This is a genomic window from Hymenobacter tibetensis (assembly GCF_022827545.1).
Classification (GTDB): Bacteria; Bacteroidota; Bacteroidia; order Cytophagales; family Hymenobacteraceae; genus Hymenobacter; species Hymenobacter tibetensis.
Window position 1 is genome coordinate 25,815 of sequence record NZ_CP094673.1, and the last position, 22,256, is coordinate 48,070.

A 22,256-nucleotide genomic window follows, 5' to 3' on the forward strand; every position below is an offset into this window, starting at 1 on the left:
ACTGAAACACGATTCTCTATTACCTCGCCTCGCTTTCATGAGTAGTACCCGCCGCGTATGCATTAGCTTGCTGCTAGCCGCCCAGGCCTTGGCCGCCTGGGCACAGCAGCCCACCAACAACCCCAAGGCCAGTCAGATTCTGCTGCCCAACGGCTGGTTGCTGACGCCGGCGGGTAGCTCCTCCTTGCCCCTGGGTGATTTGCCCCTGAACATGCAGCTGTCCCGGTCGGGGCAGCTGTTGGCCGTTACCAACAATGGGCAGAGCAAGCAGCGTATTCAACTCATTGACCCCAAGGCCGGTACCCTACTCGACCAGCAAACCATTCGGAAATCGTGGTACGGCCTGCAATTCAGCGCCGACGGCAAAAAGCTGTACGCTTCCGGCGGCAACGACAACCTTATTATAGCCTACTCCATCGTCAACCGCAAGCTGGCTTCGGCTGATACGCTGCGCTTGGGGCAGGCCTGGCCGAAAGAGAAAATCAGCCCCACCGGCATTGCCCTCGACGATGCCCGCAACCGCCTCTACACCGTCACGAAGGAAGATAACTCGCTGTATGTAGTCGACCTGAAAACCAAGGCTACGCTCAAGAAAGTGTCCCTGGGGCACGAGGCCTACAGCTGCGTGCTCGCCCCAGACCGCCGGTTGCTGTACATCTCCCTCTGGGGCGGCGACAAACTTGCTGTCTACGACACGCAAACCGAGCAGCTGGTCGGGGAAATTGCCACCGAAAGCCACCCCAACGAAATCATCCTGACCCGGAGCGGCAAGGTCCTGTTCGTGGCCAACGCCAACGACAACTCGGTTTCGGTAATTGACACCAAAACCCGCAAAGTGCTGGAGGTGATTTCCACCGCGTTGTACCCCACCAAACTCACGGGCTCAACCACCAATGGGCTGGCCTTATCACCGGACGAGAAAACGCTCTACATCGCCAACGCCGACAACAACTGCCTAGCGGTGTTCAACGTGGCGGAGCCCGGCAAAAGCTCGGCTAAAGGATTCATCCCGACGGGCTGGTACCCCACCAACGTGAAAACGCTGGGCCGGAAAATTCTGGTAGCCAACGGCAAAGGATTTTCCTCCCTGGCTAATCCGGCGGGCCCGCAGCCCGTCAAGAAATCCGACAACAGCGGCTCACATACGGGCGTGGCCGGCGCGCCGGAAGTGCAGTACATCGGGAGCTTATTCAAGGGCACCCTCTCGTTTATCAACCAGCCCAAGGCAGACCAACTGAAAGCGTACTCGGCGCAGGTGTACGCCAACTCGCCTTTCACCAAGCAAGTAGCCGAGCAGGCCAAAGGCGAGGCGGGCAACCCTATTCCGCGGCGGGTCGGCGAGAAGTCGCCCATCAAGTACGTGTTCTATATCATCAAGGAAAACCGAACCTACGACCAGATTCTGGGGGATATGCCTGAGGGCAACGGCGACACGACGCTGTGCATCTTCCCGGAGAAGGTAACGCCCAACCACCACGCCCTGGCCCGGGAGTTTGTGCTGCTCGACAACTTCTACGTGAATGCCGAAGTGAGTGCCGACGGCCACAACTGGAGCATGGCCGCCTACGCCACCGACTACACCGAAAAAACCTGGCCTACCTCCTACGGGGGTCGCGGCGGCACCTACGACTACGAAGGCACCCGCAAAATTGCCTACCCCCGCGACGGTTATATCTGGGACTACTGCCAGCGGGCGGGCCTGAGCTACCGCAGCTACGGCGAGTTTGCCGGCGACGGCAAAGCCACCCTCAAGTCGCTGGAAGGCCACATTGCCCTGAAGTCGCCGGGCTTCGACATGGACATCAAGGACGTGGAGCGCACGCGCATCTGGCGGCAAGACTTCGACTCACTGCTGGCCCGGGGGGCGGTGCCGCAGTTCAGCACCATCCGGCTCGGCAACGACCACACCAGCGGGCAGCGCAAAGGCAAGTTCACGCCCACGGCCGCCGTGGCCGACAACGACCTGGCGCTGGGCCAGCTCGTGGAGCACCTGAGCAAGAGCAGCATCTGGAAGGAATCCGTGATTTTCGTGCTGGAAGACGACGCTCAGAACGGCCCCGACCACGTAGACGCCCACCGTTCGCCGGCCTTTGTGATTAGCCCCTACACCCGGCGCGGCGCCGTGGACCATACCATGTATTCCACGTCGGGGGTGCTGCGCACCATGGAACTGATTCTGGGCTTGCCGCCCATGAGCCAGTATGACGCCGCTGCCCTGCCACTTTTCAACTGCTTTCAAGCCATGCCTAACCTGGCACCCTACCAAGTGAAGGCAGCGCAAGTGAATCTCGACGCCCGCAACACGGCCTGGAACAAAAGCGCGGAACGCTCAGAGCATTTCGATTTTGCTTCCGAAGATGCGGCTCCCGACCTGGATTTAACCGAGGTGGTGTGGAAGGCCATCAAAGGCGAAGATGCCGTAGTACCGGCACCCCGCCGGGGAGCTTTTTTGAAGCTAGAGCAAAAGCGCCGTGACGACGATGACGACTGAGCTGTATCTACTCTAATTTTCGTTTTTAATTGATATAAGAAAAAGGCGCTTTTTAAAGCGCCTTTTTCTTATATCAATTAACTATTACAAAGCTCATGCCTACGGAACGGTTGACATCTCAAGTAGTGAAGTAGTGAAAAATAAATGGCTGCATTTAATTTCTTTTGCTCGTTGAATAATAATTAATTCTACTATGCAAGTTTGGTCAGTAATAAAACATGTATGTTTTAATTCGCCCAACCACCTTCTATAGCCATAGAAAGTATACTTGCATTACACCGCAGTAGCAGAGATACTGTCGATTTATAACCCCAACTTCTGAGCAGCATTGTGTTGGCGGATATTATCGAGGCGGGTGTAGCGGCGAATCATGTCGGTGGTTTTGTGCTTGGTTTGGTTCATCACCTCACTATCATCGGCTCCGTTGAGCTTGGCAATGGTGACGAACGAGGCGCGCAAGGAGTGCGCCGTGTATTGCGCGCCGAGGCGCAGCTGCACAATTTCGTTGAGGCTGAATGTACTCAGCCGCCGCCGACTTAGGCGTTGCCCTTTGTGGAAGGATAGGAATAGTGGTCCTTCGGTGCGGCCGTGTTGTTCCAATAGGTGCAGCCAATCTTTAACAGCGCGGACAGGGCAGCTACGCCGGTCCGGCGAAAAGAAAATGGCTTTCTCTTCGGCTTCGCCTTTCTGATTGGTTTTGCTGTGCAGCAGGTCTACTACTAGCCCGTCCTCGTCGAAGTGCAAATGGCCGATATCGATGCTGGCTAACTCGTCGCGGCGGAAAGCGCCAGCCAGTCCGAGCAGCAGCAGCGCCCGGTCGCGCAGGCCGTCTGGCCGGGCGGCATCAATGCTGTGCAAGGCGCGCTTGAAGTAGGCGAGCGTGAATGCCGGGGCCTGCTTTTGCCGAACCCCTTTCTCCCGACTTATACCCTCCATCAATTCCTTGAATTGCCGATCATCGGTGGGCGTAGGCAAGCGAGCCAGTTGGTGAGCCTTGCTGATGGAGGCGCAGTGCCGCTGAATGGTGGCCACCTTCTTACCGGCATCAGCTAGCGCCGTCACAAAGGCCGCTAATGTTGGCACATCAGCGGGCAGTGAGTGGCGGCCGTGCTCTTGGCACCACAAGGTAAAGCGCTGCCAATCGCCGGCGTAAGCTCGCTGGGTGTTGGCCGCGCCACGCTGGCCGGTGGTTACGTATCGAGCCGCCGACTCAGCATAGTCGTTGATGCTGCGCGTGGCACCTACTTGTTGCGCGGCCACCGCCGGTACGTTCTGTTGTTCGGGTTGCACTTCAGATTTCATCAAGCAAGAATTAGCAACGAGCACGCTTTTATACTACGTAGTGTGTTGCTGCAACCAAGCCAGACATAGCACAACAACAATGTAATAAGCGGAAACAAAGTAAATCAATTACCCTCGATAAGTAAAGCTTATCAGGGGTAATCATAAATTAAGGCAATAAAAAATAGTATAATGTAATTTATATTATTTATCATATTTACACATAAAAATGTGCTATTCACTTAAGACGATGCCGTGCGCTACGAAAACACGTTAGGCAACGTCCACATTGAAGCAGGACTTAGCTGAACCAGTAGAACGCTACCGCACGTCTTCAGAAAGGGAAAAAGCTAGGATAGCGTATGGTACACCCTGAAATACAACTCTGCCTACAATTTCCAATCCCAGCCGTTGGGTATGGACCTGTAGGGAAGCGTTGTTTTGTTCTGCAATGAAGGCGACACCTATATCGAAACTGCCACGAAGTTCTTGCTTGTTTGCTTCAAACAATTTCAACAGCAACCCTTGGCCCCGGTATTCTTTCTTGACCAGTACCGGACCGTAGAAGAACCACCGGTACTGCGTCAGCGGAAGTTGGTGGTAAAAGAACGTAGGCAATAGCGCGCAAATTTCTTTTACCAACGGAGGGTACCGCTCGGCGGGCAGTTTGGAGTTGATAATAAACCCAACGAGTTCTTGGTTGTGAAAGGCAACTTGACTGGGTACCGAAGTCAGCATAGCCTGCATGGCCACTGCGCTAAAGGAGCCCGTAAGGAACCCATTTTCCCGTTCCACCTCACTTACCTGCTGAAATGTGTACTGGTTGGCTAAATTCGCCAGAGCTGGTGCATCTGCCACCGTAGCTATTCGCAAAGCAATTTCTGACATAGGATATTGCACTAAGTATGTCTGCTTACTACGCGTTAAAGCAGAAAGATGGGAAGAGCCCAGCCGGCTACAAACTGTATTAGAGTCCTGTCTTCAATTTTCAACGCTGCAGTATCTCTACGCAAATCACTCCAACTTAATCAGCACAGCAGTTGACTTTACTCTACCCTATGATAAGCTCAGGCTTCTTCATTACACTATTAGTACGTGTTGGCTCCTGTTCTTTCTCGGTGTAGCGCACAGCAGCAAAGACTTCAGACAACTAAGAAGCAGAGCTGTTGATACAACCTAGCTGCTCAGCTTGATTTTCTTATTTTTGAACATGCCGCTACCCTCCTTGACGCCCGCTGGCTCACTTGATCCGCATAATGCGACAACTTGTATCAGCCAATTGCCCGCAATTGTTCCTTCAAGCCCCTTCAATGTGTACCGCCGCGAACAGTTCAGCAACCGCAAGCTGACGTTCGGCCGGCGCGATTATTACAAGATTGCCCTTATCACTGGCAGTAGCCGCTACAACTACGCCACACGCGGGGTTCTGATCGACCGGCCCGCATTAGTATTTTCTAATCCGTTGATTCCCTACTCTTGGGAGCCCGTTTCAGAGGAGCAAGATGGCTATCTGTGCCTGTTCACCGAAGAGTTCCTCATCCTCAACGACCGCGCCGCCAGCCTGCAGGATTCGCCGCTATTCAAGCTCGGCAGCGACCCCGTGTACTTTGTAACCGAGACGCAGTATGCCGAATTAGATTACCTGTTCAGCAAGATATTACAGGAAACCAACTCCGGTTACCTCTATCAGCAGGAAGTGGTACGCAACTATCTGAATCTTATCATTCATGAGGCGCTGAAGCTGCGGCCACAAGCCACCTATTACCAGCACGCCAACGCCGCCAGTCGCATTGTGGCTCTGTTTCAGGGGCTGTTGGAGCGGCAGTTTCCCATCGACTCACCCAACCAAGGACTGAAGCTCCGCACCCCCGCCGATTTTGCCCGCTGCCTCTCGGTGCACGTCAACCACTTGAACCGGGCTGTACGGGCGCGTACTGGCAAGCCTACATCGGCACACATTGCGGAGCGCATTATTGGCGAGGCCAAGGCCCTGCTGCAGCATACAAACTGGAGTACTGCTGAAATTGCCTACGCGCTGGGCTTTGAGTATCCGACCTACTTCAACAACTTCTTTAAAAAGCAGACCGGCACTACCCCGTCTGCTCTCCGAACCTTACTCGGCCAAGACCAGACGGCAGTGCCGCCGATGGTTTGAATTTCTTACACTTTCGTTTGTATATCGTTATGGTTCCGCTCAGGATGGAGAGTCCTTTGTGCTGTTCAAGTAATCAGTCAGCTCATTCACTCCCCGTTCTGTATGAAAAACGTTTTGATTACCGGCGCCAATAAAAGCATTGGCCTGGAAACGGCCCGTCAGCTACTCCAGCAAGGTTACTATGTGTACCTAGGCAGCCGCGACTTGCAAAAAGGCCAGCAGGCCGTCGACCAACTGCAGGCGGAAGGCTTACAACAGGTGGAAGCCATTCAGTTGGATGTGGCCGATAGCGCCTCGGTAGCGGCCGCCCGCGTAGCGCTAGGCCAGAAAACCAGCGTGCTCGACGTGCTCATCAACAACGCCGGCATCAGCGGAGGCATGCCGCAACCAGCCCTAACCACCAGCGTGGACTTAATTAAACAGGTCTTCGAAACCAATATTTTTGGCGTAATAGCAGTCACCCAGGCGTTTATCGACCTGCTCCAGCAAGCAGTGGAACCGCGTATTGTGAACGTATCGACGGGCCTGGCCTCTCTGACACTGCACCAAGATCCTTCCTGGCGATACTACAATATCACGGGCGCCGCGTACCACACCTCGAAAGCGGCGCTGAATGCGTACACGGTGATGCTGGCGCAGGAGCTACGCGCTACTCCCTTCAAAGTGAATGCCGTGGACCCAGGATACACGGCCACCGATTTCAACCACCACAGCGGCCCAGGGAGCGTGCCCGATGCAGCTGCGCGCGTGGTGAAAGCAGCTCTGTTGGGGCCAGATGGTTTGACCGGCCAATTTTTCAGTGACGATAACGCGCCGGAAACAGGCATCAGCCCCTGGTAACACCAGCCCGTGCTCAGCCACCTTCAAGGCTAGTCGCTTCCTTCTGCCCGCAGCACAAGAGAAAAGCCACCTCCGGAGCGGGGGTGGCTTTTCTGTTCAACTAACTGGTATACTTGTAGATAATAGATTATTTCAGGAGCTCAGCACCCTGACGGCACACATCGCGGGCAATGGCCAGGTTGGTTTCGCGCGAGTTCACTACCAAGTAGATGAATTTCTTGCCGTCTTCGGTCAAGTTCAGCAAGTGCAGTTGGTTGGAGAGGGAGATAAGAATATCGTCAATCCGCTCGCCTTGCAGCTTCAGCGCCGTCATAGCCTTTTGCTTTTGCTTCACCACTTCGGTGTTGTAAGCGGCCGCCGTGTCGGGGTTCAACCCAGGGGCGTTGCTGTGCGAAGCCAGTGCCATACCAGACTGGATGTCAACAACTGCTACAGCCATCAGGCTTGGCAGTGCGTCGAGGATGGATTGTACTGCCTGACCAGCGGGAGAGTTAGTGGAGTAAGCCATGATACGAAGGGTAGAAGGAGGAGTGAATAAATGGATGAAAGTCTGTTGGAAAGCCTCCAGAGCAAGAAACTGATGCACAACCTGTGTTTCTGCCCCGTTGACATTACAAGGATAGCGGGGCTACTTGGCTGGTTTTAGGATTTATGTCGGATTGCCAGTTTTTTGCTGTGAACGGTCGTATTTTTACAGCGAGTGGAAACTGCAATGAGTGCTGGGTGGGCACTGCTTCCCCTCAGCAGTTTCAGTTGGCGCAGCTTTTTCGCCGGCTTCACCACCGTGCAGCACCAATCGATAGGCTTGCCGGAGTGCGCGCTACCCTTTCTTTGCTTTTCGCATGCCCCCGACTTCTGCCCGCCATACTGCTACTCCCGACGCTCACACGCGTATTGCAGAGCTGGAGCGCGCCTTGCAGGAAGCTAACGAGCGGGCCACCGCCGCCGAGCGCCGGCTGGGCATGCTGGAGCCGGCCGGGCCAGGGCGGTTGGTCGTCAGCGCCCATGGCACCATCGAGCGGATCAATGAGGCACTGTGCCAGTTGTTGGGTGACACCCGAAAGCCCGACTATTGGGTAGGTCAGCCGGCCGATCCGTTGTTTGCCTATTTGCAAAGCTTGGTGGTCCAGCCTGCTCAGTACGCGCAGTGGCTGCACACGCTACGTGCTACGCAAGTACCCGTGTTGGGCGAAGAGTTGTTGCTGCTGGATGGCCGGACCCTGCTCCAGGACTACGTTCTATTACCGACGGCCACTGGTACAGCTCGTTCAGAAATGTTCAGCTACCGCCTTGCCGCTTCGCCTGTAACCGTCGGCCCGGCCGACGAAATCCAGCACCACCACCTGCTCTACCACCTGCCAGCCGCCGTAGCCGTGCACGATTTGAATGGCGTGTTGCTTTCCTGCAACCAGGCTTTTGCGCTGCTGCTGCAACGGCCGGTTGTGCAGCTGGCGGGCTGCTTGCTAAGTGAAGTGTTGCCTGATGATGCTCTCTCCCAGGTATGGCCTGCCTACCTGTCTCAGTTCAGCGTGGCCAACCACGAGGCTGCCGGGCAATTGCCGGTGTTACCCCGTGAGGGCCAGCCGCGGCAGTTGTTGTACCAAGCGCAGCGCCTCGACCCACCTGGACAAACACCTTACGTACTGCTTAGTGCCCTCGACATCACGGACAGAGCACAGAACGAAGCAGAACTCAAGCGCGGCAAGGAAAAAGCAGAGGCCTCTGCGCAGGCTAAAGAAACGTTTCTGGCCAACCTCAGCCACGAAATTCGTACCCCCATGAACGGGGTGCTGGGCATGGCCCGGCAGCTCACCAAAACCGAACTCGACCGGGAGCAGCGCGAGTTGCTGCGCATCATCCAGACTTCGGGGGAGCATTTGTTGTCGGTGCTCAATGAGGTGCTGGACATGACCAAAATCAGCGCGGCCCGCTTGGAGCTAGAGCAGGTTTCCTTTGACTTGCGGGAGTCGATGGAAGAAGCGCTACGGCCTTTGGCCGTGCAGGCTATGGAGAAAGGCTTGATATTCCATGCGGCCATGCTCCTGCAGCCCGAAGTATTGCCGCGGGTGGTAGGTGACGCGTACCGCCTCAACCAAGTGCTAATCAACCTGGTATCCAACGCCATCAAGTTCACTTCGGCGCCAGGCAGTGTCACCATTGGCGGACACGTACTGGAGCAGACGGAAACGCACCTGACGGCGGGCTTTCGGGTGACGGATACAGGAATCGGCATTCCGCCCGATAAGCTCGACCACATCTTCGAGGACTTCGTGCAAATCGGAGCCGACACAGCTCGGCGCTTTGGCGGCACTGGGCTGGGCCTAGGCATTGCCCGGGCTTTGGTCGAGCAGATGGGCGGCCTTATGCTGGTGGAGAGCCAATCGGGCTACGGCAGTTCGTTTCAGTTCACCGTTACGCTGCCCAAAGCGGAAGGCGTGGAAGCGGCCCCCAATCCGGTGCTCACTGATACTAGTGCCTTGCGCAACCGCCGGGTGCTCGTTGTGGAAGACAACAACATCAACCGTGAGGTAGTACGCCTGTTGCTGCAAGGCTGGGGCGTGGTGGTAGACGAGGCGGAAGATGGCCCGGCAGCGCTACGCCTACACGCCCAACGCCGCTACGATGTGGTGCTCATGGACATTCAGATGCCGGGCATGAGCGGTGTGGAAGCTACTGCACATCTGCGCTTGCACCCCGAGCCGGAGCGGGCTCAGGTACCCGTATTAGCCCTCACGGCCAATGCCTTCCGCTCTGATCTGGACCGCTACCTCAATGCTGGTATCAATGACTGTCTGATCAAGCCATTCAAGGAAGAAGAGTTTTACCGCAAGCTCGTGGCCCTGGTGCAGGCGCCGGCTGTTCCGCTCTATAATCTGGCCCAAGTCCATGAGCTGGCCGACGGCGAAGGCGCTTTTGTGGAGCGCGTTGTGCGCTCGTTTCTGCTGCACATGCCGCCTACGCTGCAACAATTGCAAGCGGCCGTGGCGGGCGGGCAGTGGCTGCAGGTGGCCAAATTGGTGCATCACATCAAACCCAACTTGTTGCAGTTTGGAGTAGCCAACATTGCGCAACCGTTGCAGCTGTTGCTTGAGCCCCCACAGCCAGGCAACAAGGCTGCGGAACTACGGCGCGGCGCCGTCCAACAGCTTATCCAGCAAGTAACCAGCGTGCTGGAAGCGCTACCAGCCGAGTTGCCAACCGCCTCATAGTCTGCTTATAAGGCCTGCAAGCGCTGAATCAGCTCGTCTTGGTAGGGTCGGCTAACGGGTACCTCGTGCTGACCCAGTTTGAGCAGATTGTCTTCTAGCGCCTCCACCCGGTGCAGATTGACAATGTAAGACCGATGCACGCGCACGAAATGACGGAAAGGTAACCGCTCTTCCATGCTTTTGAGCGTGCCCCCCACAATATGCTTGTACTTATCGGTGACTAGCACCACATACGTGGAAAGCGCCTCGATGAAAAGCACGTCTTCGAAGTTGATGCGCAGCAGCTTGCCATTCGTTTTCACAAACAAATCGGTGCCGGTAGCCGACAAGTCGTTGGGCGCAACGGGGGTACTGATGGCCGGCGCTGGGGCCGGGGCAACTGGTGGCTTCGGTACGCTGACGCGCGCAATGGCCTGGCAAAACCGCGCGTAATTCACTGGCTTCACCAGATAGTCGAGGACATGTAGCTCGAAGGCATCCACGGCAAACGAGGCGTGCGTGGTAACCAGAATCACGGCGGGCTTGGGCTCGGGCAACAGCTTCACCAGTTCCAGGCCATTGATGTGTGGCATTTCGATATCGAGTAACAGCACATCAACTTCACCCCCAGCATGAAAGTAGGTTAGCGCTTCCAAGGCATCGGGGAAAGAAGCCGCTAGCGTAAGCTGGTCGTGGCGCTGTACGGCCCGCTCCAGCGTGAAGCGGTTGATTTCGTTGTCGTCGATGATAACGCAGGCAAGGGGAGCAGCAGGTTCCATAGTAGAGGCGCGGGCTAGCGGATAGACGGATATATACGGTAGGAGTACTACCAGTTGGCTCTAAGCAGCGCCAGACCAGCAGTGGATAGGTACAGCTTCAAATGTAGCCAAGGCAACTCAACAACCGGGGTAGTTCTGCAACACCACTCGAATTGGCTGTCTGCTGGTGCAAGCAAATCAGCCCTTTACTGTAGTAACACCGAACACTTCTTCACAGCAAAGAATTTCTGCATCTACTTGCTGCATTCCGTGGCTATTGGAGGTTGTCTTACAAGGACACAATTTATTACTGGAAAACAACTATTTTTATGCAGATCAAGTACTATATTCAACACACTATTTACGCTGTGCTCATCTGCACCTTCATTCCCCACACCTATGCTTTTTAACCCTAAAGAGTCGTCTAGCCTAGTCGAGCAGTTTCATCTGCAGAATTACCACCAGTTTTCTTGCACCATTATCCGCAAAGTATTGGAAACGAAAACGTTTCACTCCCACGAGCCATTGGTAGTGGATGCGCTAATGGGGGTAATGAGCAACGTGCTCGACCAGTTCAAGCACGTAGAGGCCGACGACGAATCCATCATGCACCTTTCCCAAGGGCTCTACAACCTGCTGCTGCAAGTGGAGTGCGTGGAAGCCAACTAAGGATCCTAATGGCGGCCCTGTAGCCTATTTGGCGGGAATATCTTCCCCGACCAGTGCCAGGCATTGGATGGCGGCCAGCCCCCACTGTGCCACGGCGTTGGTTGAAATCCCGGGCGCCTCGTCAATGGGTGTAAGCACCTCCGGCCCCCGTAGCACACGGACTTTCGGATGCGTGGTAAAGCCTCCTGATGCGTGGTAAAATTCTTCCCATGCCCGCTGCGCGAGCCTTTTATCTCCTTTGCGCTTGGCAGCAAAGGCAGTAAGGCGGGAATGCCCCTGGCGAAGATTGAGCTTGCCCAACGACTCCCCTAGGCGTGCGGCCTGCTCGGCTTCGGGAGCATTGTATAGCTCGCAGTATGCAAGCCAGGCGCGCTCAAACTCGGGCATGTCAACCAGCGTCACCAGTTCCGCACACACCTCCGGCAACCCAAAAACGGCGTTTAGATGCTGCGCGTACGGTTTAGTATCAGTGGAAATCCGAAACTTCCCCGTTTCCACGTCCAGGAGCGCACTGCCGGTGAAGAAGCCGTGCGGTTGCGCAGCAATGGTGCGCATGCTGTTCAAGAGCTTTTGCTTGATTTCCGGGTTGCCGGTCCGCTCCCATTCGGTGAGCCACGCCGCGGCAATGGCGCCCCAGTCGGTACCAAACGAGCAATATGCTTCGGTCGGCGTCACGCCGGATTTGCGCGGGTCGTCCTGGGGCAACTTGCGGCCGGGCTGGATGGATAACAGCGCCTTGGCAGCTGGCACTTGCTCGCGCAGCAACTCCCCAACTCGCTCATCGGCTGTCAGATAGTAGTAGAAACGGCGGTTGGCGGCCGTACTGATGCGCAGCTGCTTGGCGCTGTCGCCCCAATGAAGCACGTTGTGCCGGGAACCCAACGGAGCAAACGGGCCGAGGTGATGCACATCCACTTCCCCAGTGTGGCGCGTCATGGCCTCGGCCATCCGAAACACATCGGCGCGGCCCGTGCTCAAGAAGTAGTACCACAGCCACATATCCGTGGAAAGCTCGGAGTTGTCCCAGGCAAAGCCACCAATGTCGTACTTCCACACGTGTCGGCTTTCATCGTAGCTGTGCATCACGTCGCCATAGTTCCAGAATCCGTACCAGGAGCGCTGATCCACTTCCTTTTTATAGAAGTCGAAGTACTGACCTAGCTGTTTCTCGATTTCTACTTTGGCTGGTGAAGCAGCATCGGGCACGCTCCAGTTTCCGCCAAATATGGCCCTGGCTTGCAGATAAGCGGGCGTACAAGCCAAAACGGGCGGCGTTTGCAGCGTCTGAGCCAGGGCTACCAACTCTGGTGCAGCTGGTGTGGCAGGCAGTGCCCACAACATCAGCTCACTGGTGCGGGCCACCCCTTTGGGCGTTCCAAAGCCAGGTTCGTAATCTTCGTAGGTGATGTCTAGGCCTTCTCGCTGCTTGGCAAACGTGTCCTGCCCCAGCCCATCATGGTAAAAGCGCAAGTCCATGGGCGGTGCTTCGGGGGCCCACAGCCACATCGTAGCCTCCGCTTGGTCGGTTGCGGCATTGCGAATATCGAGTTGGGCAGGGTGGCTTTGCCAGAAATTCCTGATGCCGAACGCGACGCCGCCTCCAGGGCTTCCAACATACGCCAGGCCCGAGGCGCGCTTGCCCGTGGCTGAAGTAAGCCACGTAAACCCTTTGCGAGTACGCTTACGAATCGTGAACGAGTCGGCGGAAGGCTGCAGCAGCGTGTAGTCGCCGAAGGCCGGAATCAACTGCAGATTGCGCGCCACCGGAGCCGGAAAGTCCTGCACGGCTGGCGTTGCGTTGCCAGCGACCTGTGCCTTGGTAATGGCGTCGCCTGGGTCGCGCCGCAAGCCCGTCAGCCCGCGCACCGCTTCCCCAAAAACCCCTCGGTTTTCGCCTACAAACCGGACGTGGCGGTCATGTATAGGGGCCTGCAATGGCACTGAAAAGCGCACTCCCACGCCTTTGATAAAGTCGCGGGCCTCGTCGCCATCGTACGTGAACGTGTGCATTACGCGCACAGCCTCGCTCCCGGCATAGAAGTACAAGCGCACCACAAAGGGCAGCCACGTACGAGTGCCATTGTTTTCGCGGTGTTGCCCCTCCAACTTAACCACGGCCCGCACTGGCCCGGCCTGCTCCACTGTCAGTCGACTGATTTCGCCAGCAAACTCTTGCGTGCGCACCACTCCTTCTTCTGCACTATCTACGCTATCCTGGGTGAGAAGCACAAGCCGGCCGTTAGTGGCACTAGCCTTTCCATTGCGCCTAATGGCCGCAACCAGCGTCGCGCCTTGCCGATTGATTTCGCATTGCATCACCCCAGTATCAACCGTAACTGAGCTAGCAGCTTCCGCGACTCGTAGTTGGGCGGTTTTGCCTGTAGCTTTTCCTTGTCGCAAAGACAGGTGTTGAGTGCGCGTCGGGTCTAGATAAGCGGCGTGAGCCGACCATTTCAGGGACCCATCGGGCCAGAAGGCGAGCGGCCAGCTTTGCACGGCAACTTGTTCGCCTTCCTGGGTGTGCAGCGTGAAGGGCGTGTTCCGCTTGTACTTGCCTTGGGGCCAGGGCACGCCCCAGGTTACGCCGGCGGCGCGGGCCGTAGTGGCATCGGCCAGCCATTGCAGGGGCACCGTGATACCAGGCCCGGCAGCAATTTCCTCTTCCAAGCCGGAGGCCAGTGCTGGCGCAAAGGGAAGTGACACTCCCAACAGTAGAGAGTTCTTGACAAAGGCACGGCGAGACAGGTGGAATTGCGGCACAACAGATACGAATTGGGAGCCAGGGTATTGCCATCGGCCTTCGCAGGCCAACAGCTAAAATAGAGCAGCTAGTCTAGTAGGTACACCCTGAAGCTCGATATTTCTTGGCGTGACCATGTCGAGCGAAAGCCAAAGTAGCCTTCTTGTAATGGGTTTGGATCTTGGTAGGTGAAGTAGCACTGGTCGTTAACCCAGAAGCTAGTAAGGCCATTTTGCACAATGGTTTTGATCCTGTATGCCTTATTCGCCTTTAATAAATGAGCGGCATCGGTGTGTCCTTGCAGCAGTGTCCGTTCTCCATTGCTCTGGTACTTGCGAAAGCGCGTGGTGCTGTTGGTATTGCCACCCATACCAACGTAGTACATGCGTAAGTTGTCGTATTCCTCGAACTTACCGTTCCGCCTAATAAGGGCACTACCCGTAGGCTCACTCGCCATCCAGAACTGGTTTAAATCGGACAAGCGGTCATTGGGCTGGCCAGCAACGATAACCTTGCGGGTGTATTCAATTTGCAGGTTGCCCCGTAGCGGCTGTTTCAACCACACCGTCACGCCGCCTTTTGTGTCAAGCACCAGTTTTCCTGCTTTAACCTGCACCCTGGAATCAGCCTGTGGCTCAATTTCCAGCCGCCATTTCAGCGTATCCAGCTTCCTGAAATCCTCAGAGAAGATCAGCTTCTTCCGGCTGGATTCCCGGTCAACGGGTTGGTTTACCGTTGTTGTTGGCTGACTACCTGCCGTGGTGGCCCCCAGCATGGAAAGCAAGCCACTTAAAGCCAGCACACCGTACACCACAGCTGCTCTAGGATTACGGAATATGCTGTATTCAGAGTCCATACGCCGTGATAAGCGGTTCCCTTTAGAGCCCGTAAGTTATCGTTGCTTGGTGATATTCTTTTTCACTCGCCCAGGTCCAAACCGTCTTTAAGTGAGCCTGGAGCTAACAAGCACAGGGGCTGTACTGTAGGTCCAAGCCTATTAGACTATGCGTTAACGTAAGGCGCCCTTCTACCCTACCTCAAGGTTACCGGCTAATATACAAGCACAGGCCGATGTTTATGCACCCGTGGGTAGGATGATTTAGAGCAGTCATTCGCAGCAACTGTAACGAGCTAAATGCGGTTGTCGTCAAGCCTGCCATGCATACTTTGCGAACCTAAGTAGTAGTTGGGGGGTACCAGGCTGCCGAAAGCAAGCGCTGCACTAGTGGCAGCAATGTGTTACTTTTAAATGGCCTTGGTTCTGCATTGGGCTACTCCTATTTCCACACACGCTTACTGCGCGTAATTGCGTTTGCTTATGCAAGCTCTAGCGCCCGTGTTGCCATACGCTGCAACATGCTAAGTTCACGCCTCGCACCTCTTGCAACCCAGTACATGATCAACGTTACCAAAACCTATCTGCCCCCTTTGGCAGAATATACTGCGTACTTAGAAGGCATTTGGGAGCGAAATTGGGTCACTAATTACGGCCCACTCATGCAGGAGCTAGAAGACAAACTAAAAGCTTATTTAGGCGTTAAACACCTGTTTTTTGTTGCCAACGGCACTCTTGCTTTGCAGATTGCCATTAAGGCCCTCGAACTGCGCGGAGAAGTTATTACTACGCCTTTCTCTTATGTTGCAACTACCTCCAGTATTGCATGGGAAGGGTGCAAACCGATTTTTGTTGATATCAACCCCCAGACGCTATGCCTGGATGCCAGCTTGGTGGAGCGCGCAATTACCGCTGAAACTACTGCCATTGTAGCCACGCATGTATACGGCAACCCGTGCGAAGTAGAAGCTATTCAACTGCTGGCTGAAAAGCACCACCTTAAGGTTCTCTACGACGCGGCTCATGCGTTTAATGTAAAGTACAAAGGGCAGTCAGTTCTACATTTTGGGCATGTATCTACCCTGAGCTTTCATGCCACTAAGCTGTTTCATACCGGTGAAGGCGGTGCTATTGTGACTAACGACGACGAGCTGGCATACAAAATTTCCTATATGGCTAACTTCGGTCATGATGGACCGGAACGTTTCTTGGGCATGGGCATCAACGGCAAGAATTCTGAGCTCCACGCGGCAATGGGCCTTTGTGTGTTACCCAAAGTAGAAGAAATCATTCAACATCGGCGGGAAGTATCTACCCTTTACGACTCCTTGCTACAAGGACATGGCCTAACAAAGCCAGTAGGCAGCCCTGAAACGAGCTATAACTACGCCTATTATCCCTTACTTTTTCCGGACGAGGAAAAACTGCTGGCAGTAATAGCAGCCCTTAACGCGCACCAGATTTTTCCGCGCCGCTATTTCTATCCCGCGCTTACTAACTTAAATTACGTATTACCTCAACAAGCACCGGTGGCGCAAAGTGCGGCGGCACGAATTCTTTGCCTGCCTCTTTCACATGACCTCGCTGCTGAAACAGTTCGGCAAATAACAGCTGTTATTATTGACGCCTTATAAGATGCGAATTGCAATAATGCAGCCGTACCTATTTCCTTATCTAGGCTATTTTCAACTTATTGCGGCCGTAGATAAATTTATTCTCTTAGATGATGTACAGTATATCAACAAAGGATGGATTAATAGAAACCGAATGTTGATACATAATACTATAATTGCTTTTACAATACCACTCAAAAAGGCGTCGCAAAATAGGCTCATAAAAGATATTGAAATATCATTCGAAAGTAAATGGCAAGACAAACTGCTAAAAACCATTGAAAGTGGATACAAAAAGGCGCCTTATTTCAAGGAAGTTTTTCCACTAGTATATCAAGTGCTTACGGCCGACGAAACACATATTTCCGGCCTGGTGTATAACAGTCTCCTGCGAGTACTCGGATACCTTGGCATCAACACGGAAATAAAGGCTAGTTCTGTTATCTATGCCACTAACCATCTACGAGCCCAGGAAAAAATCCTGAACATTTGCCTTCAAGAGAATGCCCAAGTGTACATCAACCCCATAGGCGGATCTTCCTTGTATGAAAAAGCGCTGTTTGAACAACATGGCATCCACCTGCTTTTCCTGGACCCTGTTCTCCCCGCGTATCAGCAGTTCTCGGCAATTCCCGTATCCGGCCTCTCCATCTTGGATGTATTGATGCACAACTCTGCTGATCAAATCAACCAGATGCTCTTGCAATACCGCTTAGTATAGATCCGCTTATGGAAAATGCACTTACGTCAGCTGTTGTAAGACAAGAATTGATTCCGTTATCTGAAGCAGCAAAGTGGCAGGCGGCTCTTCAAAACATACCTCACGCCTTTGGGCACACGTGGGAGAACTGTTACGCTATGCACCTTACAACAGGGTATCCAACTTACCTCTACCTGCTACAAAGTGGTGACACAAAAGTTGTTTGCCCACTAGCAGAACGGGTTTACCGGGGGTTTAAAGATATTGTAACTCCATATGGTTTTTCAGGATTTGTAAGCAATACAGATTTTCCAGATTTCCAGAACTATTGGCTTCGTTTTGCTGCTCAAGCGGGTTATGTCTGTGGATATATCGGGCTGAATTCAGTTTTGCTGAGTGAAATAAATATTAATTTAACAGAGGTCGTTATCTCTAATAGATTGTATGTATTAGATCTACGCCTACCCATACAAGAACTTTACCAAAACCTCAACAAAGGAAGGAAACGACAGTTGAAGAAATTCGAGGAACGAAAGCAAATGTATACCCTTGAAAAAAAAGGACTAAAAGAGTTTTTTCTCGCGCAGTATCACGACTTTTTTTCTGCTAGAGGCGCAGCTTCTACCTACAATTTCTCTATTCCTACTCTCTCTTATTTAATCGATTTAAATGAAATTATACTTATCGGCCATAGCGAGAACGGGGAAATAAAGGCAGTATCCATATTTGCTTATACCGCTCATATGGGTGAATATTTGTTTAACGTATCACTCCCTGGTTATGAAAATCAAGCCGCTTCCTTACTTTGGTATGGCGCATTGCTTTTAAAAGAAAAGCATGTGCCCTATTTCAATCTCGGAGGTGGCGTGAAGCCAGGTGATTCTATCGCTAGCTTCAAGCAACGGTTTGGCCCCTTGGACGTACCGTTAACGTGTCTCAAGCAAGTATATCAGGAAGCTCCTTACACAGCGCTCTGCGAGCAGGCGCAAGTAGATCCTGCTGACAAGCAAAGCTTTTTCCCGCCCTATTGGCGTGTTAACAGCCAGCAGTGAAATATCCGGTAGGCAACATAGCCGCTTTACAATCCGTCGAGAAGGCTAACAAAGCTAAGTCCTAAGTAATTCTTGCTGGATGCCAGCTGGCACACGTCCTTTTCAATTCTTCACCTACCAAGCTACATGTTCACCAAAACGGCCGAGTATTACGATGCTCTTTACCAGTTCAAGGATTATGAGCAGGCATGTAATCAACTTCACCTCCTTATTCAGCAACAGGCTCCGCAAGCCAACAACCTGCTGGATGTAGCGTGCGGCACAGGCAAGCATTTGGAATACTTGCAACATCGCTATGCCTGTACCGGGTTGGACTTGAATTCGGAATTACTAGCCGTGGCTCGTACGCGCTGCCCTAATGTTCCGCTACAGGAGGCCGACATGACTGATTTTCAGTTGGCTGAGACCTTCGACGTGGTAGTATGCCTGTTTAGCTCTATTGGCTACGTGCAAACCGAAGAGAATTTGCGAAAAGCAGTGACGTGTTTGGGCCAGCACTTAAATTCTGGTGGGCTGCTGGTAATAGAGCCCTGGATAACGCCCGAAAACTACTGGGTGGACAAACTCACTGTTAATTTCGTTGATCAGCCCAACCTGAAAATAGCATGGATGTATATCAGCCAGTTACGAGGCCTCACTTCAGTTTTTGATATCAACTATTTGGTTGGTACTCCAGATGGCGTGAGCAGTTTTACCGAGAGTCATGTGATGGGTCTATGGACTGACAAGCAATATCGAGAAGCTATTGAAAGCGTGGGAGTAGCGGTACAGTATGACACCAAAGGCTTGTTTGGTCGAGGCATGTATTATGGCATCAAAGCCTGACCAACTTCAAATCTTCACCTTGTAGAACACCATTACCCTGACAAGAATGTATGGTTGACATTAGTGTGTGGATTACCACTTACAACCACGAGGAATTTATTGCCCAAGCCATCGAAAGTGTGCTGATGCAGCAAACCACTTTCACTTATGAGTTAGTAATTGGGGAAGACTGTTCGACGGATGGCACCCGGGATATTGTTCTTGACTACAAAGCACGATACCCCAACAAGATCCGTCTGCTGTTGCCAGAAACCAACTTAGGTATGGTACCCATGACCAAGGCTTCGTACGCATTGTGTACAGGGCGTTACATTTCTTGGCTCGATGGCGACGACTACTGGACCGACCCTCACAAACTACAGCAACAAGTCGAATTCCTCGAAGCACACCCTACATTCTCGCTTTGTTTTCACAAAGTAATGCTCCTAAACCAGACACTAGGATCAGAAACAGATTCCGGCGACCCAGCGTATAAAGAACTCGATAACACACTCGCAACCAAGCACTTAATTTATATTTACAACCCGGTGTATGCTCTGTCGGTGGTTCATCGAAACGTCCTAGGAGACGCATTGCCTGATTGGCTTTTTACGTTGCCTTATCCGGACTGGGGATTTTACTTAGCACTATCTCAATACGGTAATGCAAAATATTTACCTCAACCGATGGGCGTTTACCGAATTCACAAAGGCGGTGCTTATTCCGGACAAACCTTTAACCATAATGCCAGCCAAATTATCAAGTTCTTCACATTGGTTAAAGGTCCATTCCAAAAGGAATTCGGCGCGGAAATAGATAGTGTAATTCGCTATTATCACTCCATGTTGTTCAAAAGGAATTTCAAGCAGTTCAAGTTGCTAGAAGCGGCGAAACATGGAATTCTTAGACTGCTTAGGTAAGCAGACCAGGCTTGTGGAAGAAGGGAATTATATGACAGGAACCGTAGTATCGGTTTGGACGATGCGAAAAGGTAGCTGAGGACGGACAATTCCCCACCATTTGCCGTACCATAGCGTACCTGTTCGATAGTCCTCTAAATCGAAGCTAAGGCACTGCTCGTAGTCGAACAGATTGGTAGTAGTATCTCTGAGAACGTAGAGATTGATGTAGAATGACCCGTCGTTGAGAAAATTACCGGGAATAGTGCATTCTCCACTTACCACCCCTTTCTGGCATAGAATAGGAACCGTCGCCACATCAAAAACACACTCTCCGTTATAAGAAAACAAGGTAAGATGCGTACTAATAGCAGCATCCTCCACGAAATTCCAGAACTCGAATTTGATGGTGAGTGGAGTGCGGATATCCAAGGGAGCATCGGGCTGGGAGAGGTGAGGTATCAACTCCAACTGCTTGAACCTGATGTTGCTGTTGCCAGGAGCTTCAGCCGGGGTGGTCCAGCTTTGCTTGGGATGTATTTGTTGATTATTAGTTAGATACTTGTTAACCACGGCAGCAGCTTCGCCAGTAGCCTTCACTTTACCTTGTTGTAGCCACAAGCCCTTGTCGCACAGATTATTAATAGCCTGCATATTGTGGCTAACAAAAAGGATAGTACGTCCCTGCGTCTGGGATACCTCACGCATTTTGCCCAGGCACTTTTTCTGAAAGTCTGCGTCGCCAACTGCCAACACCTCGTCGATGATGAGGATATCGGGCTCTAAGTGAGCTGCTACAGCAAAGGCCAAACGAACATACATCCCGGAGGAATAACGCTTCACTGGTGTGTCTAGGAACTTTTCTACTCCCGAAAAAGCTGCTATTTCATCGAATTTGGCTTGAATCTCTGGCTTGGTCATGCCCAAGATATACCCGCTCAAAAAGATGTTTTCCCGGCCGGACAATTCGGAATGGAATCCGGTACCAACTTCCAATAAGCTACTAATTTTTCCCCGGCCTCGGATTGATCCATGAGTAGGACGAATAATGCGGGAAATGATTTTCAGCAGCGTGGACTTTCCTGCCCCGTTATTGCCAATAATACCCCATACCTCCCCTTTGTTCACTTCTAGGTTGATATCTTGGAGCGCCCACAAAGCGTGAGGACTAAGGGCGTAAATAGATTGGTCTTCGGGCTGCTGAAAAAACGGAACCTGCTGCTTACGTACGGAGGTGGTCCACCAACGCTGCAAGTCCTGAAGCAAGTAGCCTGTGCCAATAGTGCCCAGCCGGTACATTTTTGAGAGCTTCTCAATTTGAATTACTACGTCGCTCATATTGCCAGGCGTCTTACAGAATATCAATTAGCTTGTCTCCCTGTTTGTTGAAAACAAGGAGTGCGGCCAGCAATAGTATCCCAGCAAATAAGCCACTGTAAGCGAGTTGGGAAAACTGCACTGAACCTTGTCCGAACAGGGCGCGGCGGAACAGCTCAAAAAGTGGAGTTAGTGGGTTAAGCAACACAACCCATCGCCACCGTTCCGACACTTGATCGACTGGGTAGATGATGGGGGTTAGAAACATGAACAGGCGCACGCCCATACTTATCAAGTGCACCATGTCTCGATACTTTGCCGTTATCACGGAAAATAGTAAACCTAATCCTAGACTTATTACGCCAACTAGCAATATAGCCACTGGCACCAATATTAGGCTCGAAGCGCTTGGCACAGGCAGGCCACGGAATAGTATGTACCACCCAAGCACTAGTAGAAGCAAACTCAACTGAATACCGAAATGAAAAAAGTGGCCAGAAAGACGAGAGATGGGAACTATGAGGCGTGGAAAGTAGACTTTGCTGAAAATCTGAGCGTTGTCTCGAAAAGTAGCGGCAATACCTAGAAAAGTATCGTTAAAGAAGTTCCAGAGCACGATTCCAGCGAAGTAGAATAAAGCTGGTGGCACATCACCAGTCGACATGCCAACTACTTTGCCGAAAACAAGCACGTACGTAACGAGCGTAAGCACTGGTTGCAACAACACCCAAAACGGCCCTAAAATGGTTTGCTGATAGATGAGCAAAAAATCTCGGCGGACTAGACCTACCGCCAGATGGCGATATTCCCACAATTCAACTATGCTAGAGCCCCACCAGCTGGTACGATTCTCGATTTGCCAGTCCCACTTTTTCTCAACGGCCATTTAAGTTGCTTACACTGTTGTTAGGTGG

At 52.8% G+C, this 22,256-nt stretch carries 18 protein-coding genes; 10 read left to right on the forward strand and 8 right to left on the reverse strand.

Features of this window, described 5'->3' with window-relative positions; genetic code table 11:
- Positions 1–37: 37 nt before the first annotated feature.
- The gene (locus MTX78_RS24555) at positions 38–2,491 is read left to right on the forward strand and encodes a bifunctional YncE family protein/alkaline phosphatase family protein (RefSeq protein ID WP_243803454.1); all 2,454 of its coding nucleotides are present in this window, start codon (positions 38–40) and stop codon (positions 2,489–2,491) included.
- Between the two features lie 303 nt (positions 2,492–2,794).
- Here the strand turns inward: MTX78_RS24555 and MTX78_RS24560 are convergent, their stop codons facing one another.
- A complete protein-coding gene (locus tag MTX78_RS24560) occupies positions 2,795–3,793 on the reverse strand; it encodes a tyrosine-type recombinase/integrase (protein WP_243803455.1) in 999 nt (332 codons plus the stop codon).
- Between the two features lie 300 nt (positions 3,794–4,093).
- On the reverse strand, positions 4,094–4,660 hold the full coding sequence (locus tag MTX78_RS24565; protein WP_243803456.1) for a GNAT family N-acetyltransferase: 567 nt from the start codon (positions 4,658–4,660) through the stop codon (positions 4,094–4,096).
- Between the two features lie 322 nt (positions 4,661–4,982).
- Here MTX78_RS24565 and MTX78_RS24570 point away from each other — a divergent pair, with 322 nt between their 5' ends.
- Entirely contained in the window at positions 4,983–5,927 is a 945-nt protein-coding gene (locus MTX78_RS24570) for a helix-turn-helix domain-containing protein (protein WP_243803457.1), read from the forward strand.
- Positions 5,928–6,029: 102 nt separating this feature from the next.
- Positions 6,030–6,767 carry an SDR family NAD(P)-dependent oxidoreductase gene (locus tag MTX78_RS24575; RefSeq protein WP_243803458.1) on the forward strand — a complete coding sequence of 246 codons (738 nt, stop codon included), beginning with the start codon at positions 6,030–6,032 and terminating at the stop codon, positions 6,765–6,767.
- Between the two features lie 127 nt (positions 6,768–6,894).
- Here MTX78_RS24575 and MTX78_RS24580 read toward each other — a convergent pair whose 3' ends face one another.
- The gene (locus MTX78_RS24580) at positions 6,895–7,275 is read right to left on the reverse strand and encodes a hypothetical protein (RefSeq protein WP_243803459.1); all 381 of its coding nucleotides are present in this window, start codon (positions 7,273–7,275) and stop codon (positions 6,895–6,897) included.
- A 334-nt stretch (positions 7,276–7,609) separates the two neighbouring features.
- On the opposite strand from MTX78_RS24580, the gene MTX78_RS24585 reads away from it, so the two are divergent.
- Complete coding sequence (locus MTX78_RS24585; RefSeq protein WP_243803460.1) at positions 7,610–9,976, forward strand: hybrid sensor histidine kinase/response regulator; 2,367 nt, start codon at positions 7,610–7,612, stop codon at positions 9,974–9,976.
- A 5-nt stretch (positions 9,977–9,981) separates the two neighbouring features.
- Here the strand turns inward: MTX78_RS24585 and MTX78_RS24590 are convergent, their stop codons facing one another.
- Positions 9,982–10,734 carry a LytR/AlgR family response regulator transcription factor gene (locus tag MTX78_RS24590; protein ID WP_243803461.1) on the reverse strand — a complete coding sequence of 251 codons (753 nt, stop codon included), beginning with the start codon at positions 10,732–10,734 and terminating at the stop codon, positions 9,982–9,984.
- 378 nt (positions 10,735–11,112) lie between these two features.
- Between MTX78_RS24590 and MTX78_RS24595 the strand changes: the two genes are divergently transcribed.
- A complete protein-coding gene (locus tag MTX78_RS24595; protein WP_243803462.1) occupies positions 11,113–11,382 on the forward strand; it encodes a hypothetical protein in 270 nt (89 codons plus the stop codon).
- Between the two features lie 24 nt (positions 11,383–11,406).
- On the opposite strand, the gene MTX78_RS24600 is transcribed toward MTX78_RS24595, so the two are convergent.
- Positions 11,407–14,085, reverse strand: a complete 2,679-nt coding sequence (locus MTX78_RS24600) for an exo-rhamnogalacturonan lyase family protein (protein WP_243803463.1) — start codon at positions 14,083–14,085, stop codon at positions 11,407–11,409.
- A gap of 125 nt (positions 14,086–14,210) precedes the next feature.
- A complete protein-coding gene (locus MTX78_RS24605) occupies positions 14,211–14,978 on the reverse strand; it encodes a DUF6250 domain-containing protein (RefSeq protein WP_243803464.1) in 768 nt (255 codons plus the stop codon).
- A gap of 539 nt (positions 14,979–15,517) precedes the next feature.
- On the opposite strand from MTX78_RS24605, the gene MTX78_RS24610 reads away from it, so the two are divergent.
- The 5 genes from MTX78_RS24610 (at position 15,518) to MTX78_RS24630 (ending at position 20,046) form a co-directional block, all read left to right on the forward strand.
- A complete protein-coding gene (locus MTX78_RS24610; protein WP_243803465.1) occupies positions 15,518–16,591 on the forward strand; it encodes a DegT/DnrJ/EryC1/StrS family aminotransferase in 1,074 nt (357 codons plus the stop codon).
- A gap of 16 nt (positions 16,592–16,607) precedes the next feature.
- Complete coding sequence (locus MTX78_RS24615; RefSeq protein WP_243803480.1) at positions 16,608–17,291, forward strand: WbqC family protein; 684 nt, start codon at positions 16,608–16,610, stop codon at positions 17,289–17,291.
- 8 nt (positions 17,292–17,299) lie between these two features.
- Positions 17,300–18,322 (forward strand): hypothetical protein, encoded by a 1,023-nt coding sequence (locus tag MTX78_RS24620; protein ID WP_243803466.1) that lies wholly within the window; start codon positions 17,300–17,302, stop codon positions 18,320–18,322.
- 126 nt (positions 18,323–18,448) lie between these two features.
- Complete coding sequence (locus MTX78_RS24625; RefSeq protein WP_243803467.1) at positions 18,449–19,147, forward strand: class I SAM-dependent DNA methyltransferase; 699 nt, start codon at positions 18,449–18,451, stop codon at positions 19,145–19,147.
- A 50-nt stretch (positions 19,148–19,197) separates the two neighbouring features.
- Positions 19,198–20,046, forward strand: a complete 849-nt coding sequence (locus MTX78_RS24630; RefSeq protein WP_243803468.1) for a glycosyltransferase family 2 protein — start codon at positions 19,198–19,200, stop codon at positions 20,044–20,046.
- Positions 20,047–20,073: 27 nt separating this feature from the next.
- Here MTX78_RS24630 and MTX78_RS24635 read toward each other — a convergent pair whose 3' ends face one another.
- Both MTX78_RS24635 and MTX78_RS24640 read right to left on the reverse strand, forming a co-directional pair.
- Positions 20,074–21,363 (reverse strand): ABC transporter ATP-binding protein, encoded by a 1,290-nt coding sequence (locus tag MTX78_RS24635; RefSeq protein WP_243803469.1) that lies wholly within the window; start codon positions 21,361–21,363, stop codon positions 20,074–20,076.
- A gap of 13 nt (positions 21,364–21,376) precedes the next feature.
- A complete protein-coding gene (locus MTX78_RS24640) occupies positions 21,377–22,228 on the reverse strand; it encodes an ABC transporter permease (RefSeq protein WP_243803470.1) in 852 nt (283 codons plus the stop codon).
- Positions 22,229–22,256: the final 28 nt, after the last annotated feature.

Coding starts and splice junctions, on each gene's coding strand:
- MTX78_RS24610 (WP_243803465.1), top strand. CDS start 15,518: ATGATCAACGTTACCAAAACCTATCTGCCCCCTTTGGCAGAATATACT.
- MTX78_RS24625 (WP_243803467.1), top strand. CDS start 18,449: ATGTTCACCAAAACGGCCGAGTATTACGATGCTCTTTACCAGTTCAAG.
- MTX78_RS24590 (WP_243803461.1), bottom strand. CDS start 10,734: ATGGAACCTGCTGCTCCCCTTGCCTGCGTTATCATCGACGACAACGAA.
- MTX78_RS24555 (WP_243803454.1), top strand. CDS start 38: ATGAGTAGTACCCGCCGCGTATGCATTAGCTTGCTGCTAGCCGCCCAG.
- MTX78_RS24615 (WP_243803480.1), top strand. CDS start 16,608: ATGCAGCCGTACCTATTTCCTTATCTAGGCTATTTTCAACTTATTGCG.
- MTX78_RS24605 (WP_243803464.1), bottom strand. CDS start 14,978: ATGGACTCTGAATACAGCATATTCCGTAATCCTAGAGCAGCTGTGGTG.
- MTX78_RS24620 (WP_243803466.1), top strand. CDS start 17,300: ATGGAAAATGCACTTACGTCAGCTGTTGTAAGACAAGAATTGATTCCG.
- MTX78_RS24580 (WP_243803459.1), bottom strand. CDS start 7,275: ATGGCTTACTCCACTAACTCTCCCGCTGGTCAGGCAGTACAATCCATC.
- MTX78_RS24585 (WP_243803460.1), top strand. CDS start 7,610: ATGCCCCCGACTTCTGCCCGCCATACTGCTACTCCCGACGCTCACACG.
- MTX78_RS24595 (WP_243803462.1), top strand. CDS start 11,113: ATGCTTTTTAACCCTAAAGAGTCGTCTAGCCTAGTCGAGCAGTTTCAT.
- MTX78_RS24640 (WP_243803470.1), bottom strand. CDS start 22,228: ATGGCCGTTGAGAAAAAGTGGGACTGGCAAATCGAGAATCGTACCAGC.
- MTX78_RS24635 (WP_243803469.1), bottom strand. CDS start 21,363: ATGAGCGACGTAGTAATTCAAATTGAGAAGCTCTCAAAAATGTACCGG.
- MTX78_RS24560 (WP_243803455.1), bottom strand. CDS start 3,793: ATGAAATCTGAAGTGCAACCCGAACAACAGAACGTACCGGCGGTGGCC.
- MTX78_RS24575 (WP_243803458.1), top strand. CDS start 6,030: ATGAAAAACGTTTTGATTACCGGCGCCAATAAAAGCATTGGCCTGGAA.
- MTX78_RS24630 (WP_243803468.1), top strand. CDS start 19,198: ATGGTTGACATTAGTGTGTGGATTACCACTTACAACCACGAGGAATTT.
- MTX78_RS24570 (WP_243803457.1), top strand. CDS start 4,983: ATGCCGCTACCCTCCTTGACGCCCGCTGGCTCACTTGATCCGCATAAT.
- MTX78_RS24565 (WP_243803456.1), bottom strand. CDS start 4,660: ATGTCAGAAATTGCTTTGCGAATAGCTACGGTGGCAGATGCACCAGCT.